General features: G+C 59.6%; 14 protein-coding genes. 8 read left to right on the top strand and 6 right to left on the bottom strand.

The window, feature by feature from the left end; translation table 11 throughout:
• Positions 1-164 precede the first annotated feature (164 nt).
• The 7 genes from FW789_RS18485 (at position 165) to FW789_RS18455 (ending at position 11,192) form a co-directional block, all read left to right on the top strand.
• Positions 165-2,054 (top strand): hypothetical protein, encoded by a 1,890-nt coding sequence (locus tag FW789_RS18485; protein ID WP_446431848.1) that lies wholly within the window; start codon positions 165-167, stop codon positions 2,052-2,054.
• Complete coding sequence (locus tag FW789_RS18480; RefSeq protein WP_446431847.1) at positions 1,972-2,205, top strand: IS66 family transposase; 234 nt, start codon at positions 1,972-1,974, stop codon at positions 2,203-2,205. Before FW789_RS18485 ends, FW789_RS18480 begins: the two co-directional genes overlap by 83 nt.
• A 94-nt stretch (positions 2,206-2,299) precedes the next feature.
• Positions 2,300-3,343, top strand: coding sequence for a hypothetical protein (locus FW789_RS18475; RefSeq protein ID WP_446431846.1), 1,044 nt, complete (start codon positions 2,300-2,302; stop codon positions 3,341-3,343).
• 49 nt (positions 3,344-3,392) lie between these two features.
• Entirely contained in the window at positions 3,393-4,823 is a 1,431-nt protein-coding gene (locus FW789_RS18470; protein WP_446431845.1) for a hypothetical protein, read from the top strand.
• Positions 4,820-6,151 (top strand): hypothetical protein, encoded by a 1,332-nt coding sequence (locus tag FW789_RS18465; protein WP_446431844.1) that lies wholly within the window; start codon positions 4,820-4,822, stop codon positions 6,149-6,151. The genes FW789_RS18470 and FW789_RS18465 overlap by 4 nt, the downstream gene beginning before the upstream one ends.
• Positions 6,148-8,565: an RHS repeat-associated core domain-containing protein gene (locus FW789_RS18460; protein ID WP_446431843.1), complete on the top strand. Its 2,418-nt coding sequence runs from the start codon at positions 6,148-6,150 to the stop codon at positions 8,563-8,565. The genes FW789_RS18465 and FW789_RS18460 overlap by 4 nt, the downstream gene beginning before the upstream one ends.
• A 167-nt stretch (positions 8,566-8,732) precedes the next feature.
• Positions 8,733-11,192: an RHS repeat-associated core domain-containing protein gene (locus FW789_RS18455; protein ID WP_446431842.1), complete on the top strand. Its 2,460-nt coding sequence runs from the start codon at positions 8,733-8,735 to the stop codon at positions 11,190-11,192.
• Positions 11,193-11,303: 111 nt separating this feature from the next.
• Here the strand turns inward: FW789_RS18455 and FW789_RS18450 are convergent, their stop codons facing one another.
• The 6 genes from FW789_RS18450 to colR form a co-directional block, all read right to left on the bottom strand.
• Positions 11,304-11,894 (bottom strand): GNAT family acetyltransferase, encoded by a 591-nt coding sequence (locus tag FW789_RS18450; protein WP_446431841.1) that lies wholly within the window; start codon positions 11,892-11,894, stop codon positions 11,304-11,306.
• 131 nt (positions 11,895-12,025) lie between these two features.
• Positions 12,026-12,253, bottom strand: coding sequence for a hypothetical protein (locus FW789_RS18445; protein WP_103438457.1), 228 nt, complete (start codon positions 12,251-12,253; stop codon positions 12,026-12,028).
• Positions 12,253-12,951: a lipopolysaccharide kinase InaA family protein gene (locus tag FW789_RS18440; protein ID WP_103438458.1), complete on the bottom strand. Its 699-nt coding sequence runs from the start codon at positions 12,949-12,951 to the stop codon at positions 12,253-12,255. The genes FW789_RS18445 and FW789_RS18440 overlap by 1 nt, the downstream gene beginning before the upstream one ends.
• A gap of 5 nt (positions 12,952-12,956) precedes the next feature.
• On the bottom strand, positions 12,957-13,637 hold the full coding sequence (locus FW789_RS18435) for a class I SAM-dependent methyltransferase (protein WP_186701100.1): 681 nt from the start codon (positions 13,635-13,637) through the stop codon (positions 12,957-12,959).
• A gap of 115 nt (positions 13,638-13,752) precedes the next feature.
• Complete coding sequence (locus FW789_RS18430) at positions 13,753-15,060, bottom strand: sensor histidine kinase (RefSeq protein ID WP_103438460.1); 1,308 nt, start codon at positions 15,058-15,060, stop codon at positions 13,753-13,755.
• On the bottom strand, positions 15,050-15,733 hold the full coding sequence (colR, locus tag FW789_RS18425; protein WP_101321966.1) for a two-component system response regulator ColR: 684 nt from the start codon (positions 15,731-15,733) through the stop codon (positions 15,050-15,052). The genes FW789_RS18430 and colR overlap by 11 nt, the downstream gene beginning before the upstream one ends.
• A gap of 178 nt (positions 15,734-15,911) precedes the next feature.
• Here colR and FW789_RS18420 point away from each other — a divergent pair, with 178 nt between their 5' ends.
• Entirely contained in the window at positions 15,912-16,628 is a 717-nt protein-coding gene (locus FW789_RS18420; RefSeq protein WP_207073205.1) for a phosphatase PAP2 family protein, read from the top strand.
• The last annotated feature ends 167 nt before the right edge of the window (positions 16,629-16,795 follow it).

Genomic DNA, 16,795 nt, shown 5'->3' with positions numbered 1-16,795 from the left:
TTGTTTGCGAACCACAAGAACATCGAGACTTCCCCTGACGCTCAGCGAGCAGTCCCCCCCCCTAGGCCCGCCCCTACGACCTGATATTTTTGCCAGGTTCCGGAAACAAACTGTACGCATACACTTGGCCTACCCACTGTCCGGGTATTCAAGGAGAAACAGTCATGGCACAAGCTCCGACTTATTCCGAGTGGCTCGGCGAATTCAGCATCGAGCTGTCATCGCACAGCGCCTGCGTCCACAACAATACGCGGCAGCAAGTGGCCGTTAACGTGTATGCCACGCCCCTTGAGGGCGAGCTCTCCGACAGCGAGTTCGCCTCCCTGCATATTGTCGTGCAGAACAGCGAAGGGGGTTATGACCCCTTGCCCGAAGAGCATGTAACTGCCCCTTGGTACTTCACCACCACGCGCGACGAACGGTTCGATTACTTTCCGGTGCTGGTACCGCCGGCCCTTCCCGAATTGGCAATTCCGCCTGAACTTGAAGGCATGGAAATACAACTAGAAAGCTCACCCAGGGAAATGCATCCTCGCAGCAGGCAAAAGCAGCTGTATGTTCATAGCCGAGCGCCAGGGGGCAGCAAGATTCAGTTACGTGCCTGTATCACCCGTGACAATGGAAAGACCTACTGGACCGATGAAGTAGGCGCTGACATTGAACTCTACGCCCACCCCACCCCCACTTACCTGTTCCCTGAAGACTACCAGCTGACAACTCCCTCTGAACGCCCCCAGGAAGCGGACAGCGTTATCCAAGAATACATCCTGACACCGGGCTCGGGGGCTTTCTCGTGCGCCGAATCCGATTCAGGGGATTCCAACGGGTTCATACAGTTGCAGGGTGACCCGTCTTGCTCCACCTCGGACGCGCCCCCGCGCCTGACTGCGCGTTTCGACCCTAATAACCCAGGGCACATCGCGATACGTTTACAGCATGAAGATCACACGCCCTCCAGCAAAGAGCCTGGTGGTCAGCAACCTGCGTGGCGACTCTGCGTTTATGACCGGCAGGGCAATCGACACCCGTTTTCAATTGAACTCGATGATGGCCAGGACGGTGACCACCCCGGATTTCGCCTGATCAGCCGCCACTGCGCACAGGAAAACCCGGTCGTGCCGCAAGCCGTTGCCAATATTGCGTTTTTCCAAGTGAAGGGGCTTGGGTTAGCCGAAAACAACACCCGATGCCCTCTGTACAACAACACCTACCAAACGACCTATGTGGATGTGGTCATCAGAGCCGTTAATGACAATCAGGAACCCGTCAATCTGACAGCAAGTCAATTGAACAGCATCGAGCTGGTCAGCTACGATACCGGCGCGCGACTGGCTAATGGGTATTCATGGTATATCTCGGCTAGCAAACGCTCCCCCGACGATTTGTTTGATCCGTATCCAGCGTCATTGCCCGCTGAACAATCAGCGCCGTCACAGGATGATCAAAGCATTCGCATCTGGATAAAGACCAGTTCAGCGGTGAATGTTCAGGTGGCAGCGCGGCTGATACTGGACGGTGTGACCTATCACACGTACTTCAAAGCCGGTAAAGTCGGCGGAGAAACCGAATCCGGTAAATCCAACAGTTCAGCAACTATCGTACCTTACCCGCAGAACTACACAATACCGGCCGGTGAATTCGAGTACACCCGTAGCAACCATCAATCAGGCGAGAGTTATGACATCGACCTCTACAAGCTTAAATTCTCTGGCACCCAATATCAAATACGCTCCGGCGGTTCGTCTGACTCTATGTTTGCTATAGACAATGCCGGATTTAATATCATTAATGCGCAAGTTTATTTCAGACGAGACCATAGCCGCACGGTGCCCGTTTTCATACGTAACCACCTTTTTGGTATTCCAGTTAATAACACTGCAGGTATCGCTTACGCAGCAAGGCTAAAGGTATATGAATTTGGGCAGGGATCCGAGAAAGATCTAGGCGTACGGATCGTTTACCGAGATCAATATGGTAACGGCCACCCAATATGGATTAGAGCTCAACGGGGCACCGACGCTAATATGCTCGAATGGATTGGCGCCAAAAGCTAAGCGTCCAGCTAAAAACTGCGATTACAACCTGAACCCCCGGGCGGCGCGGACGCGCTACCCGGCCGATCGTGCTGTGCCCATCGACAATGAACCAGTTGAAAACCAGATACGACCAACGTCAGTCATGAGGATACCGTTGCCACACACTTAGCCAACGCGCTAATACCTGGCATTTATGTCAGGTAACTCGCCTTTCGACTTTCACATACCATCAAGCCTACTGTATGCACATACGAGGGATGATCATGAAATCCAAAAAGCGCTCCCATGACATGGAATCAGCAGACAGATGGCTTCAGAGCCTCACCATTACGATAACGTCTGCCAGCTCCCAGGTATTCGCTAACGGTCGCCAACAGATTGAAGTTCAGCTGGATGCCATACCGCTACCCGGCCTGTCGATTTCAGCCACGGAGTGGGCAACCCTTCGTGCCGTCATCGAAGTCAGGCAGGATGAATACCGAGACCTGCCAAGTTTTAGCGGCTCGCCCCCCTGGGGCTACACGACCACCTGGGACAGCGATTTTGATTACTATCCCACCTCTGATTCAATATCTCTTGAGCCGTCCCGTACCTCAGCGGATCCCGCACCTAAATCAATTTATATCCACTCGACGGCGCCAGGTGGTAACGCTGTCGTATTGCGAGCCGCCATCACAAAAGACGACGGGTGTGTATACTACAGCACAACCAACGAAGGCCTTGAAAGCAGCATTCAACTCTCCTCCGTACGACCTGCCAATTACAATTATCCCGAAGACTATACCTGGCAAACTCAACTCGAAGAGGGCGACATCTCCGGCGGTTCCAACTTCCTTATCGAACACGCCCTTTCACTGAAACATTTCAGATTTTCCTATGCAACGCTCGACGCTGACGATACCCCCGGCATGATTCGCTGGCAAACGAATGAGTCAAGTCAGACCTTCGCCTCCCACGTAGGCATTGCCCTCATTGGTAGCGACCGCACGGTTCATTACAACACGAACATTGTATTACCTGATGCCTTCAAAAAAGAGCGTATGAAAACGACAGTCGTCAGTAACAACGCTTCGTCTCTTGTTGTGCTGTTACAGGGCGACAGTAGAATACCTTATCATTCAGCTAGTTCCAGACACCAAGGGCCACTCACGGTCACGGTCGTGGACCGTCAGGGAAATGGCCACAACGTGTCGATCCGGTTTACCTCCGAAGGCACGCAGCTAGAGAAACGAATCAAACTGGAGGTTTCCACAACACCCGAATCCCAGCTGCACGCCAACAGTAACCCCCAGGCAGGTACTGTATAAACAGCCCTTGCTCTTTTGAGCCTCTGTTATAAACAGACAGGAGCCTACGATGACTGATACTACCGCTTCGACAGCAAGTGCTGCTCCCCTCAACGTCGGGAACGTTCACACCCAGGCCAATAACTTCATACAAGCGGTGCAATCTGGTGTCGATCCGCGCACTGGGCAATTCAATCTGGCCATCACCCTACCCTTAGGGATGGCCAATGACCTGGGCGGCCCCTCGTGGTCGTTCACCCTGGCCTTCAGCAGTTTGGCTTCGCATATCAACTCCGGCTTCGGTCACGGTTGGGGCGTCAGCTATTCAGAACTGATCAGAGACCAACAGTGGTGGTCGTTGCGTCTCTCCAGTGGTGAACAATTCGTGGTCGACCTTGCCAATTCCGACCTGAACGTTGGCGGTCGCCTGGCCTTCCAGGACTACAAGCTCGACGCAATACGCGTGACCGTCCTTGCCAACAATCAGTTCAAGGTCGAACACAAGACCGGAGAGTTCGAAATTCTCAGGCGTGTCAACGACCAAGGCAACGCCTATGTGCTCCATGAGGTACGAAGCCCGGAAGGTCGCAGCCTGTATTTCGACTGGGTCCGGGGCAACAACATCAATTACCTGGAACAGGTCAGGGATGAAAAACGTGTGCTGGCGTCCATCAACCGAGCAGGCATACCCAGCCTGACACTCGAACCGCAGACCACTCATGAGACGGTCATCAAGTTCGAACAACAGAGCAATGAACTCAGGTGGCTGCGGCTGCCGACCCTCGACCAGCCGTTTGTCTTCCTCTACAAGAGCATCACCGTCGGTGGGGGCCAGACATTGCGTTTTCCCACCAAGCTCACCGGGCCTCTGGGTGCCGAGGACACGATCAGCTGGAGCGAGACGGCCCAGACCTCCCACCGCTTGCCAAACGCAGCACCGATCGACTTCTTGCCCAGAGTCATCCTCTGGACACACTCCGATGGAGTGCTCAGCAACACCCGGCAGCAGCGCTACCAGTGGGTGGGCACGAACAACTACTTAGGCTACGGCAACACAGAGGGTATTCGCTGGGAAAGGGGCTGGGACACCCTCTACAAATTACGCCGACGCTACGATTACAGCGTAATCGAAACGCTGAGCGCCGACGCGGTGACCTTGGCGACCATCACTCGCACTTGGGACCGGCATCACCTGCCGATAAACGAAACGACCAAACAAGGCACCTGCCAGACCGAGGTCGTCACTAACTATGACATCAACTACGACGTTACCTGGGAAAGCCAGCAGCCCTGGTGCCAACTGCCGATCAAAGTCACCACGACCTACACCGACACCTCCGACCCAGAGACTACCCGCGAGCGTTCGGAATGCATTGAATACACCTACGATATCGCCGGCAACATCCTGACCACGACCTTTCCAAGCCAAGTCGTTGAGCAAAGCGACTACTACGACCCCGCTGGTGAAGGCGAAAGTTTCCCCCCGACCGCTCCGGCATGATCCGCTTCTTGAAAAAGAAAACAGTCACCCCCGCCACCCTTGCAGACGGCACGTTTGGCGGTGCCCCTGTATTGACCACTGACTACACCTACGCAAATCTGCCTTCCAGCAGAGCAGACGACCCGCCCCACGCGGTGGTCAAGACAGAACAGCTTCACGATACAACCGACCCGGAAAAACCACGGTTGCTGGAAAAGACCATCAACACCTACGTCCTCACGCCCGGCCCTCATTATGGTCGATTGGACAAGGCCGAGACCGAGTTGGGCGGCGTCACCACCACAACCGACTACTCGTACGACATCGTTGATTTCGATGACGGCGAGGATGGCTATGGGCGCATGGACAAATTGCTGCGTATCACCACTACGGTCAAAGGCTTCGAGGACGATGCAACCCATCAGTCAGCCACGTGCGAGGGTCGCTCGCTCATCACCGGCCTGACGCGCGAAGAACGCAGCCCTAGCGGGGCGCTCACCGTCTACAAGTTCGACGAACTCGGGCGTATCAGAAAGACGACGATCGCCAAAGGCACTGATTACCAAGCGGTACGCACCGCACAGTTCCACCTCAGTGACGACTTCAGCAGTGCCAATGCACCTAACTTTCCAGGCAGTGACGAAAAGGTCCTCGTGGGGCTGGACGAAACCGACGCCACGGGCCAACACAAGTACACCTGGCTCGACGGCTCCGGCCGCGAGGTGATGGTCCAGCTGCAAGACATCGACAACCCTGTGGATGACGCGTTGGTCTTTCGCGATGTGGCCCATACGCAGTACGACGGGCTGGGACGGGTGACCAAGCACACATCCTATGACTGGAAATACGATTGGCAACTCGACCCGGAAGAGGGCTGGAAAGGTGTCAATGCTCAAGCCATCGAACAGAGCCTCGAGACGACCTATGACGACTGGGGCAACGCTGATTCAGAGACTTCGCTCACGGGCGTGACCACCCGTACCGTTCACGACCCGATCACGCTGTGCACCGAACAGTGGCAGGAAGACAGCAACGGCAAACCCAGCAGCAAGCAGGTCACATACAGCAACCTCGCGGGCAGCCCCGTCGAACAAGTGCTCCATGACGACTCAGGCAGAAAGGTGCGTACTGTCCGCTTCACCCGCGATGGCTTGGACAGGGTCACGCAGCAACGCACAATCGTGGCCGGCAAGCCGGATATCGTCATCGACTTCCTGTATGACGCCTACTCACGCGTGCTCGAACGCACCTTGCCCGACGGTACCAAGGTCATCTGGACCTATGCCAAACACAGTGATGGCGAGCACCCCGAGAGTGTGAGTGTCCAGCAGGCGGAGGAAACATCATGAACGGTGTCGGCCTGCTGCTACAGATCGGCCAGCAAACTTTCGACGGTCTGGGCCGCCAGCGGACCATCACGGTCGGCGGGCGCACCACCGGCTTCGACTACAAACCCGGCCAATTGCCCCCCGAGGCCAACGTGCTGGCCGACGGCAAGCGCGTTACTTTCACCTACGAACCGGCCCTCGACAACCAGCTGCTGAGCATCGCCCCCGCTGGCGAGCCCGCCAACGCCTTCACCTTCCACCCCGACCTCGCCCTGCCCGCTTCCAGCAGCGGCCCGCTCGGCACGCTGGCCATGGCCTATAGCCCCTCCGGCAAAGCGCTCGAGGACACCTGGAGCGTCGATGGCAAGGCACACACCACCACCTGGCGCCACACCCTCAACGGCCTGCGCCAGGGCCTCGTCGACAGCCACGGCAGCGACCACCGCTACGAGTACGACCGCTTCGGCCGCCTGGAAAAGCATGTGCAGGATGACGTCAGCACTGCCTTCACCTTCGACACCTTCTCCCGTGTCAAGACCGTCACCACCACCGACGCCAGCAACACCCTCGTCCAGACCCTCACCTACGACAGCCTCGGCCGCGAGCATACCCGCACCTTCACCGTCACCACGGCCGGCAGCACCCGCACCTGCAAGCAGACCTTGCTGTATTCCGAGCTTGATCAGGTCGTCAACCGCGTCTGGGAAGACGGTAGCAGCAAAGGTCAGGAGACCTTCGACTACGACAACCGGGGCCGCCTGATCCTCTACACCGCCGACCCCGCCATCGCAGCCGAAGACCCGTTTGGCAACCGAGTGACCAAGCAGGTCTTCTGCTTCAACGGCCTCGACGGCTACAAGCAGGTCGATAGCACCTTCGCTGGCGGCGGTACCGATACGGCCGTGTTCAGCTACGCCGCCGAGGACCCCACCCAGGTCAAGACCATCACCCACAGCCATTCCAGCTGGCCCGCGTCCATCACCCTCGACTATGACGCGTGCGGCCGCGTGATCGCTGACTCCCTGGGCCGCCAACTGACCTGGGACGCTCAGGACCGCCTCACCCGAGTCCAGTACAACGGCCAAACCTGCGACTACCGCTACGACCCCAGCGGCAACCTCACCGACCGCATCCTCGGCACCACCCTCACCCGCAGCTTCTACAGCGGCGGCCTGCTCACCCACGAACAGACTGGCAGCGATGTGCTCCAACGCATCGGCGATGCCAGCACCTTGTTCGCCCTCAACCGCATCACCGCAGGCGTGCGCACCGTCACCCTGCTCGGCTGCGATGCCCAGGGCAGCGTGCGCCTGGAAGCCGACAACAGCGTACGCAGCCGCCACTACACCGCCCACGGCGCCGAGCCCGAGGACCCCGCAAACGGCCCCTATGGCTATGCCGGCGAACGCCGCGAGCCGTTGACCGGCTGGTATATCCCAGGCGGCTACCGGCCCTATGACCCACTGGTCATGGGCTTTCTCAGCCCCGACAGCGAGAGCCCGTTCGGCCGGGGTGGTCTGAACCCCTATACCTACTGCGGCGGCGACCCCGTCAACCGCATCGACCCGGATGGCCACGCCTGGTGGAAATGGCTGGTCGCCGGGGTCGGCCTGGTGCTTGGCGCAGTCGCCGTCGTCGCCAGCTTCGGTACCGCCGCACCCGCTGTCGCAGCCATCGCCGCCGGCGGTATCGGCGCCCTCACGGCGAGCGGGGCCTCCGCCATCGGCGCCGCGGCCCTGGGCGCCATCTCACTGGGGACAGGGCTGGCATCGACGGTGCTGGAAGCCACCGGGTATGACCAGAAGGCCGCGAGTATCCTGGGCTGGGTATCGCTCGGCACGGGGCTGGTGGGCTCTGCCCTGGAGATCGCACCGAAAGCAGCGGGGGCACTGGCGAACAAACTGGCTCGGTCTGCCGGAAAGTCGCTCGGCAAAACAGCGAAACAGGGCAAAAGCATGAATCTGCCACCTACAACGGCAGATCAGTCGAAAGATGTGTTCTTCTTCCACAACTATGACAACAAAAAAAGCCCGGCCTTTCTCACCCATGGAGATCGAAAGGGTAATTTGCTGGCCAGGGACGGTCGGTGGCTCAATGGTGAAACGCTCGCTCGAGAAGTGATAGAGCCAGACCTCAAGGTGTTCGTCGATGCAGGTCTTACCGACCCGCAAAGTCCGCTGACGCTGATCGCTTGCAATGCAGGCAACTCGGGGGCAGCTCAACAGGTAGCCAATGCCATCAAGCGGCCAGTGCTAAGTCCGATGGGCGTGCTGAAAGTCGAAGATTTTCCGGCGACCGCCAAACGCATGCTCGCGGGCAAGGGGTACGGCAAGATACTGTCGCAAAGGTCGACACTCCCAACTAGCACCCGGCTTCATATCGGCTCCGAGGACAAGTATGTGGATGCGGTATGGAATATTTACTTCCCACAGTAGGCGTTTTCTAGATTCTTGCCACGACCTTGCGGACAGCCTGGTTCGGCACACGGTGAGTGCTCCTGACCTGATAGTTCTGCCAGGTGGACCAAACAGCGTCTCGTCATAAACTGACGACAGACCGGTTCCGTGACGAGGTTCGTCACCGACGGGACCAAGGAGGGCTGATGTCTCGCATGCAACAGCGCGTCTTTTCAGCAGTACTGGGCCAGCAAACCTTCGACGGCCTGGGCCGCCAGCTAACCGTCACGGTCGGCGGGCGCACCACCGGCTTCGACTACAAACCCGGCCAGTTGCCCCCCGAGGCCAACGTGCTTCCCGACGGCAAGCGCGTTGCCTTCACCTACGAACCGGCCCTCGACAACCAACTGCTGAGCATCGCCCCCGCAGGCGAGCCCGCCAACGCCTTCACCTTTCACCCCGACCTCGCCCTGCCCGCTTCCAGCAGCGGCCCGCTCGGCACGCTGGCCATGGCCTACAGCCCCTCCGGCAAAGCGCTCGAGGACACCTGGAGCGTCGATGGCAAGGCACACTCCACCACCTGGCGCCACACCCTCAACGGCCTGCGCCAGGGCCTCGTCGACAGCCACGGCAGCGACCACCGCTACGAGTACGACCGCTTCGGCCGCCTGGAAAAGCATGTGCAGGATGACGTCAGCACTGCTTTCACCTTCGACACCTTCTCCCGTGTCGAGACCGTCACCACCACCGACGCCAGCAACACCCTCGTCCAGACCCTCACCTACGACAGCCTCGGCCGCGAGCATACCCGCACCTTCACCGTCACCACGGCCGGCATCACCCGCACCTGCAAGCAGACCTTGCTGTACTCCGACCTTGATCAGGTCGTCAACCGCGTCTGGGAAGACGGTAGCAGCAAAGGTCAGGAGACCTTCGACTACGACAACCGGGGCCGCCTGATCCTCTACACCGCCGACCCCGCCATCGCAGCCGAAGACCCGTTTGGCAACCGAGTGACCAAGCAGGTCTTCTGCTTCAACGGCCTCGACGGCTACAAGCAGGTCAACAGCACCTTCGCTGGCGGCGGCACCGACACGGCCGTGTTCAGCTACGCCCCCGAGGACCCCACCCAGGTCAAGACCATCACCCACAGCCATTTCAGCTGGCCCGCGTCCATCACCCTCGACTATGACGCGTGCGGCCGCGTGATCGCTGACTCCCTGGGCCGCCAACTGACCTGGGACGCTCAGGACCGCCTCACCCGAGTCCAGTACAACGGCCAAACCTGCGACTACCGCTACGACCCCAGCGGCAACCTCACCGACCGCATCCTCGGCACCACCCTCACCCGCAGCTTCTACAGCGGCGGCCTGCTCACCCACGAACAGACTGGCAGCGATGTGCTCCAACGCATCGGCGATGCCAGCACCTTGTTCGCCCTCAACCGCATCACCGCAGGCGTGCGCACCGTCACCCTGCTCGGCTGCGATGCCCAGGGCAGCGTGCGCCTGGAAGCCGACAATAGCGTACGCAGCCGCCACTACACCGCCCACGGCGCCGAGCCCGAGGACCCCGCAAACGGCCCCTATGGCTATGCCGGCGAACGCCGCGAGCCGTTGACCGGCTGGTATATCCCCGGCGGCTACCGGCCCTATGACCCACTGGTCATGGGCTTTCTCAGCCCCGACAGCGAGAGCCCGTTCGGCCGGGGTGGCCTGAACCCCTATACCTACTGCGGCGGCGACCCCGTCAACCGCATCGACCCGGATGGCCACGCCTGGTGGAAATGGCTGGTCGCCGGGGTCGGCCTGGTGCTTGGCGCAGTCGCCGTCGTCGCCAGCTTCGGTACCGCCGCACCCGCTGTCGCAGCCATCGCCGCCGGCGGTATCGGCGCCCTCACGGCGAGCGGGGCCTCCGCCATCGGCGCCGCGGCCCTGGGCGCCATCTCACTGGGGACAGGGCTGGCATCGACGGTGCTGGAAGCCACCGGGTATGACCAGAAGGCCGCGAGTATCCTGGGCTGGGTATCGCTCGGCACGGGCGTGGTGGGCTCTGCACTGGAGATCGCACCGAAAGCAGCGACTTTCCTCGGACGACTTTCAGGGCGCGGATCGGCGAAGCTACAAGCGAAAATGATGCGTTCATCCAAAGCCAATAACATTAAGCAACCCGTGCGCACCGTCGGAAACTCTGACGTGATCTTGAGCTTGCCCGGTGACGGCGCCAGTGTTGCATTTCATCGGAATGTATACGCTTCCAAGCTGGCCGCTTTCGAAACTCACGGTACAGAGCAAGGACGCATGATGACGGGTACAGGAACACTCGATAGTGCAAAGAATGTTGCACTCAACGAGATTGCCCCTCGATTGAATACTCTGCCAGCCTACGCAAACCGCCCCAATAAACCGGTTGTTCTACTGGCCTGCAAAGCGGGTAAAACGGGAGCAGCACAAGAAGTGGCGAACACGCTCAAGAGGCCTGTTATTGCCTACGACGAAATCGTCACTCTGCGCGACACAAAGTTTCAGAATTACCCTCAACTTACTGGACAAACCTTTGCAGAAAGCAACGGCGTATTCGAGCGTCTACCTATCCCAAGAATCGGCCCCTTCCCAGATAACGTTTCGCTGAGGCCAGGCATTCCTAGAACGTTCACGCCTCAATAGTAGGATCTACGATCACTGCCTCAGTGACAAACCACTTGACCGTGGTCCAAGCATGATCACGGGCCAATGCTAATCAGCTTGGCCGGTCTGATGTTCTATGGCATATGGACATCACCTCAACAATGCCTTGAGCCAAAACGACATGATCTTCTTGCTCACCTGCTGCTCACCCCGATCACACCAGGTCCAACTTGAACGCAATGAGGAATCACGCAGAAATCCGCGGTTGCGCCAGAACCCATCCAGTGGCTTGAAGTCGGCGGGCCGCAGCGGGTGCGCGCCCGGCCGCTCCACACTGCAGAACGCGCAGAAATCGAAGTCGGCCAACTTGTGGGCGTAAGATTCGCGTTCGATGAAAAACCGCACGCCCAGGCCTTGCCCCCGGTATGCGGGCAGCACCAATGACTGGGCGAAGTAGAAGACTCTGGCTGGATCCTGGCCGCGAGCCACAAACGGCTCTTGTAGCGCGTCTGCCATATCAGATAAAGGCAAGCCAAGAGAGGCACCAACCACTTGGCCATGCTCTTGAGCGAGCACCAGCAAGCTGCGTTCGGACAGCGGATAGCCTGCCAGAAAATCTGCCTCCCCCAACGCCGTCCCGTCGTATAGAAAAGGATATTCACCCAGAACCTGCAGACGTAAATGACCAAGCTCTGTGATAAAGGGCGCGATGGCGGCACCGTGCAGCAGGCGGATTTCCATAGGGAGTGGGTCGTCCTGTCTTTAGGGAAAGGCACACGGACGAACCGGGCTCGAGACAAGACCGTATCACCCCTACCCTGTGTGCGCCTTTCCCCTGCACGACAGTTACATCACCAACACCGCAGTGTGTTTCAACCGAACGGTCGCACGCCCTGGCGCAGGCCAAACAACAGCAGCAACAAGTCCTGATCCGGCTGTACCGTGACCTGGGCTTTCACATTGCGCGGTGGCGGGCATTGGCTGAGCAAATCCGATTTGCTGAACACGGTAGGCCGCGGCTGCTCCCAAGCGGCGAACGCAACCGTGGTCACTGCCAGCGACGACACCAGGAACAAAGTTCGAGCGATTTCTAGTTTCATTACTCTAAACCTTTGACTGCGCTGCCAAACGCCGTCTGGTAAAAGTAGAGCAATGTTTGCCATTCAGTATCGTTGAGTGACGAATGGCGCCGTAGCTGACCGAGGTCGTTGAGTGCTGCGCGCTGGCGACTGATGCGTCGGCGGCACTTCTCCAGATCAAGCAAGGCGACTTCGGCGGTAGCCTGCTCACCTTCGCCGCTGACCTTGATGAACACATGCTTGCCATACAGGCAGCCGTGCTGCCAATGGCCGTGGTGCATGCGCGCGAGGTTCTCGGCCAGATCCTTGAGCATGCGCTCATGCAGGACCGCCGCATACGCCTCGCGGGCGCCGTTGGCGTACCAGGTTTCCATGTCGACAAAGCCATCCAGCGCTTCGCTGACCAGCAGCGCACGCCACTGGTGCTCCTCATCGCGCTGTGCACCGCAATAGACGATACGTGGCACGCGCACACCAAGCTGCTCGAAGCTGTGCAGCGCATCCAGCTCACGCAGCACTGTCGGCCGGCCAAACGGGTGCAGCAGGCTGCGGTAGGTATGGCCGATCTGGCGCTTGGCATACAGCAGTTGGCCGCTGGCGTCGTTCAGGCGCTGCACTCCGCTTTCGCCACCGCGGCGCTGATTGGGCTCCTCGACCCACTCGCCCTGCTGCTGCCAGTAGAAATCGAACTGCGATTCACGGCCCTGAGTCACCACCATATTCTCTACCCCTTGCGTAATACGTAGACCCGCCACATGGCGTAGAGCGGCAGGAAATCCAGGCGCTCCTGGATACGAAAGCCGGCCGCAAGAAACTCCTGCTCAACTGTGTCAGCAGGTAACACGAAACGATTCTGGTAACTGTCCTTGTCAGGTCTGCTGTTGCGGCGCTTTTCCAGCTTTTTGCGCCGCCAGGCCTTGAAGTTGCCATCCACCCACAACGAAACGATCGCGCTGTCGCGGCTAACACGATGAAATTCCGAGAGAATCGTGCGCCGATGGCTGGCTTCACCGATGTGGTGAAACAGCCGCATGCAGAAAATGCTGTCTACCGCGTTGTCCGGCAGATCAATGGCGAAAGCAGAGGTCTGCAAGGGCCGTACCCGCGCGACTACGGCTGGCGGTTGCGCTGCACAGGCTGTCTCGATCATCGCCTTGGAGTTGTCTGCACCGATGATCACCCGATTGGCTTTTTCGGCCAGCAATGGCCAGAAACGCCCTGCCCCACTCGGCAGATCCAGCACCAGTCCAGGGTCGCCAGCCAGTGTCAGCGCACGCCGAGCCAACTGCTCGTCGCGCAGATGGGACAGCCGCCGGGCAAAACCGTTCTGGTGCTTGTAAAGGTAATCCTGCGCGTGTTGTCTGTCGTACTTCTCGGAAAATTCGAGTTTTATCGGGCTGCGCATCGGGCATCTCCTGAGCTGATGCGCGCAATTTAGAAAGACGCGCGTCGGGCTCAGGTGATGCAGATGTGAAAAACTTGTAAGCCTTTTCCTACGTCATTACAAGCGATTACCGATATCAGGCGATGTCGTCGGACGGCGTATTTACACCACCGGGACTAAGATCGACCTGGAAGCGGCAGCCATGTGGCGCCGTCGCAGTCAGCGTCACCTGCCAGCCCTGGTCGTCACAAATGCGCTGCACCAGCGACAGGCCCAAGCCCAGGCCTTCGCCACGACGTTCACCGCCGCGCACGAATGGCTTGAACATTTCTTCGCGCTGTTCTTCGGGGATGCCCACACCGCTATCCTCGACGCTGAAACCCTGGGCGTCGAGCGTCAAGCGGATGTAACCAGAATCGGTGTAGTGCGCTGCGTTGCGCAACAGGTTACCCATCACTGATTGCAGGAAGGTCGCGTTGTACAAGACCGGGCTGGCGTTGGCACGCCCGTCGTAATGCAAGGTCAGGCCCTTTTGCTCGATAGTGTCGTGCCAGACACCGATCAAGTCATCGCCGACTTCGCGCAGGCTGGCCCGCGAGGCCACGGCGCCCTCGTCATGCTGCGCCCGGGCGAGCATGAGGAAAGTCTTGACCAGCTCCTGCATCTCTTCGGTGGCGCGGGCGATGCGTTCCACTTGGGCCCGCGAACGGGTGTCCAGGCTCGGGTTCTCGATCAGCAGTTCACAGGAGGTCGCCAGGACCATCAATGGCGTGCGCAATTCATGACTGACGTCACTGGTAAACAGCCGCTCGCGATTGAGGGCATCGCGCAGACGGCCAAGCGTATCGTCGAACGCCACTGCCAGTTGCCCTACCTCGTCGGCGGCATAGTCCGGCGCCAGCGGCGGGGCCAGGCCCAGCAACTGGTCACGATGGCGCACCTGCCGTGCCAGGCGGATGACCGGCGCCATCACCCGGCGTGCCAGCAGCCAGCCGAGGAATACTGCCAGTACCAAGCTGAGCACAAAGCCTACCACCACCACTGCAAACAGCAGTCGCTCGCGCTCTTCGAAATCGCTCTGGTCCTGCAGCAGTACGTAACGGCGTCCGTCAACCACCTCGACCATCGCATGGTAGGAAAGCTGGTCGCGAAATACTTCATGAAAGCCAGGTTCGAGGTGATGCAGGTCCTTGGGTAGCTCGAAGTCATCGCGCCCGCCGCTGAAATAGAACAGCTGGTCGGGCCGTGGTCGATGGCTCCAGTCGCTGACGCTGTCCATGCGCAACAGGCGCTGCAGGTCTCCGCCAAGCACGGTTGAAATCAGCCGCTCCTCCACCAGATGTACGGTCGCCACGATGCCGAAGGCGAAGGCGCCTGCGACCAATGCACTCATCAAGGCAAAGGCGATGATGATGCGCTGGGCGAGGCTTTGCTTAAACTCCATCGCGACCCTCGGCGAGGCGGTAGCCAACGCCATGCACGGTGTGCAGCAGGGGCTTTTCGAACGGTTTGTCGATCACTTGGCGCAACTGGTGCACATGGCTGCGCAGGCTGTCGCTGTCGGGACAGTCATCGCCCCACAGGGCTTCTTCGAGAACTTCCCGGCGCAGTACGTGGGGGCTCTTCTGCATCAGTACCGCGAGCAGCTTGAGACCGACCGGGTTGAGTTTGAGCAGCTTGCCCTCGCGGGTGACCTCAAGGGTGTCGAGGTCGTAACTGAGGTCTGCCACCTGCAGCGTACGCCGGCCACCGCCCTGCGCGCGGCGCAGCACTGCTTCGATACGCGCCGCCAGCTCCGACAGCGCGAACGGCTTGAGCAGGTAGTCGTCGGCGCCCGAGCGAAAGCCCTGCAGACGATCATCGAGCTGATCGCGAGCCGTGAGCATTATCACCGGGGTATCGCGCCGGGCATCTTCGCGCAGGCGCTTGCACAGGGTGTAGCCATCAATGCCTGGCAGCATGATGTCGAGCACAATCAGGTCATAGTGCTCAGTTGCGGCCAGGTGCAAACCGGACAGACCGTCCTGGGCGCAATCGACCGTGTAGCCTTTCATACCCAGGTAGTCAGCCAGGTTGGCGAGGATATCGCGGTTGTCTTCAACCAAAAGAATGCGCATCGGTTTCTCCTGTGCGGCGCTTTCGCAGTGCGCGGCAGGCGCAGCTTACGGACATCGCTGGCGCGGCGCCAGCCTTGCCGGCTGATCACTGCTGCTGACATATTTTTCACCAAAACTTCACAGCGCAAATATAGCCCCAGGCAGACAATCGCCGCCTTTTTCTGCGCCTGGAGTCACCATGCCCCCCGCCGTCCGCCCGCGTCCGCTCAATCTGTGGTTATACCTGGGGATCCCCCTGGGCTGCGCACTCGCACTGCTGGTGCTCGAATCGACATCACTGGACATGTCCCTGGCCGCCCTCGCCTTTGATCCGGGCGCCAGGCAGTTCATCGGTCGCCACAGCTATGTCCTGGAAAACATCCTCCATGATGGGGTCAAGCAGGTGGTCATTGGCTTGGCACTGGTGGCGGTGCTGGCGTTTTTTGCCAGCCTGTTCTGGCAGCGGCTGTTTGCCTGGCGCAGAGAGCTGGGCTGCCTGGTACTGTCGCTGGGCCTGTCGACCAGCTTTGTCACCCCGCTCAAGGTTGCCACGGCGGTGCAATGCCCGTGGAGCCTTAGCCAGTTTGGCGGTGAGCAGACCTACAGCAAATTGCTCGAAGCCAGGCCGCAAACCGACAAACCCGGACGCTGCTGGCCCGGAGGCCATGCGGCGACCGGTTTTAGCCTGTTTGCGTTGTTTTTTGCCTTGCGTGATCGCCGACCGCGGTTAGCCCGAGGCGCTTTGCTGCTGGCGTTTACCCTCGGCAGCGTGCTGTCGCTTGGGCGGATGCTGCAGGGCGCGCATTTCTTTTCACACAATGCCTGGACAGCGGTGTTCTGCTGGTTGATCGGCCTGGCGTGTTACTACCTGGTGCTCTACCGTCCAAGCCTTTTCAGGCAAACGCGCTCTGTGTAGAGCGGCCTCGTGTTGCGAAAGGGTCGCGTACCGGCCCCAGATTCCCAGCTTCGCCGCTGAAATTGCCGGGCCAGCTCTGCTGGCCTTTCGCGACACAAGGCCGCTCCTACAGTCCGATGCCGTTCTAAGTACCCACAAAAAAGCCCCGCACTAGGCGGGGCTTTTCG

This window comes from Pseudomonas sp. 1121_17, from assembly GCF_052850745.1.
The sequence above is the reverse complement of the archived record's forward strand: the minus strand, read 5'-3'. Positions and strand labels throughout refer to the sequence as shown.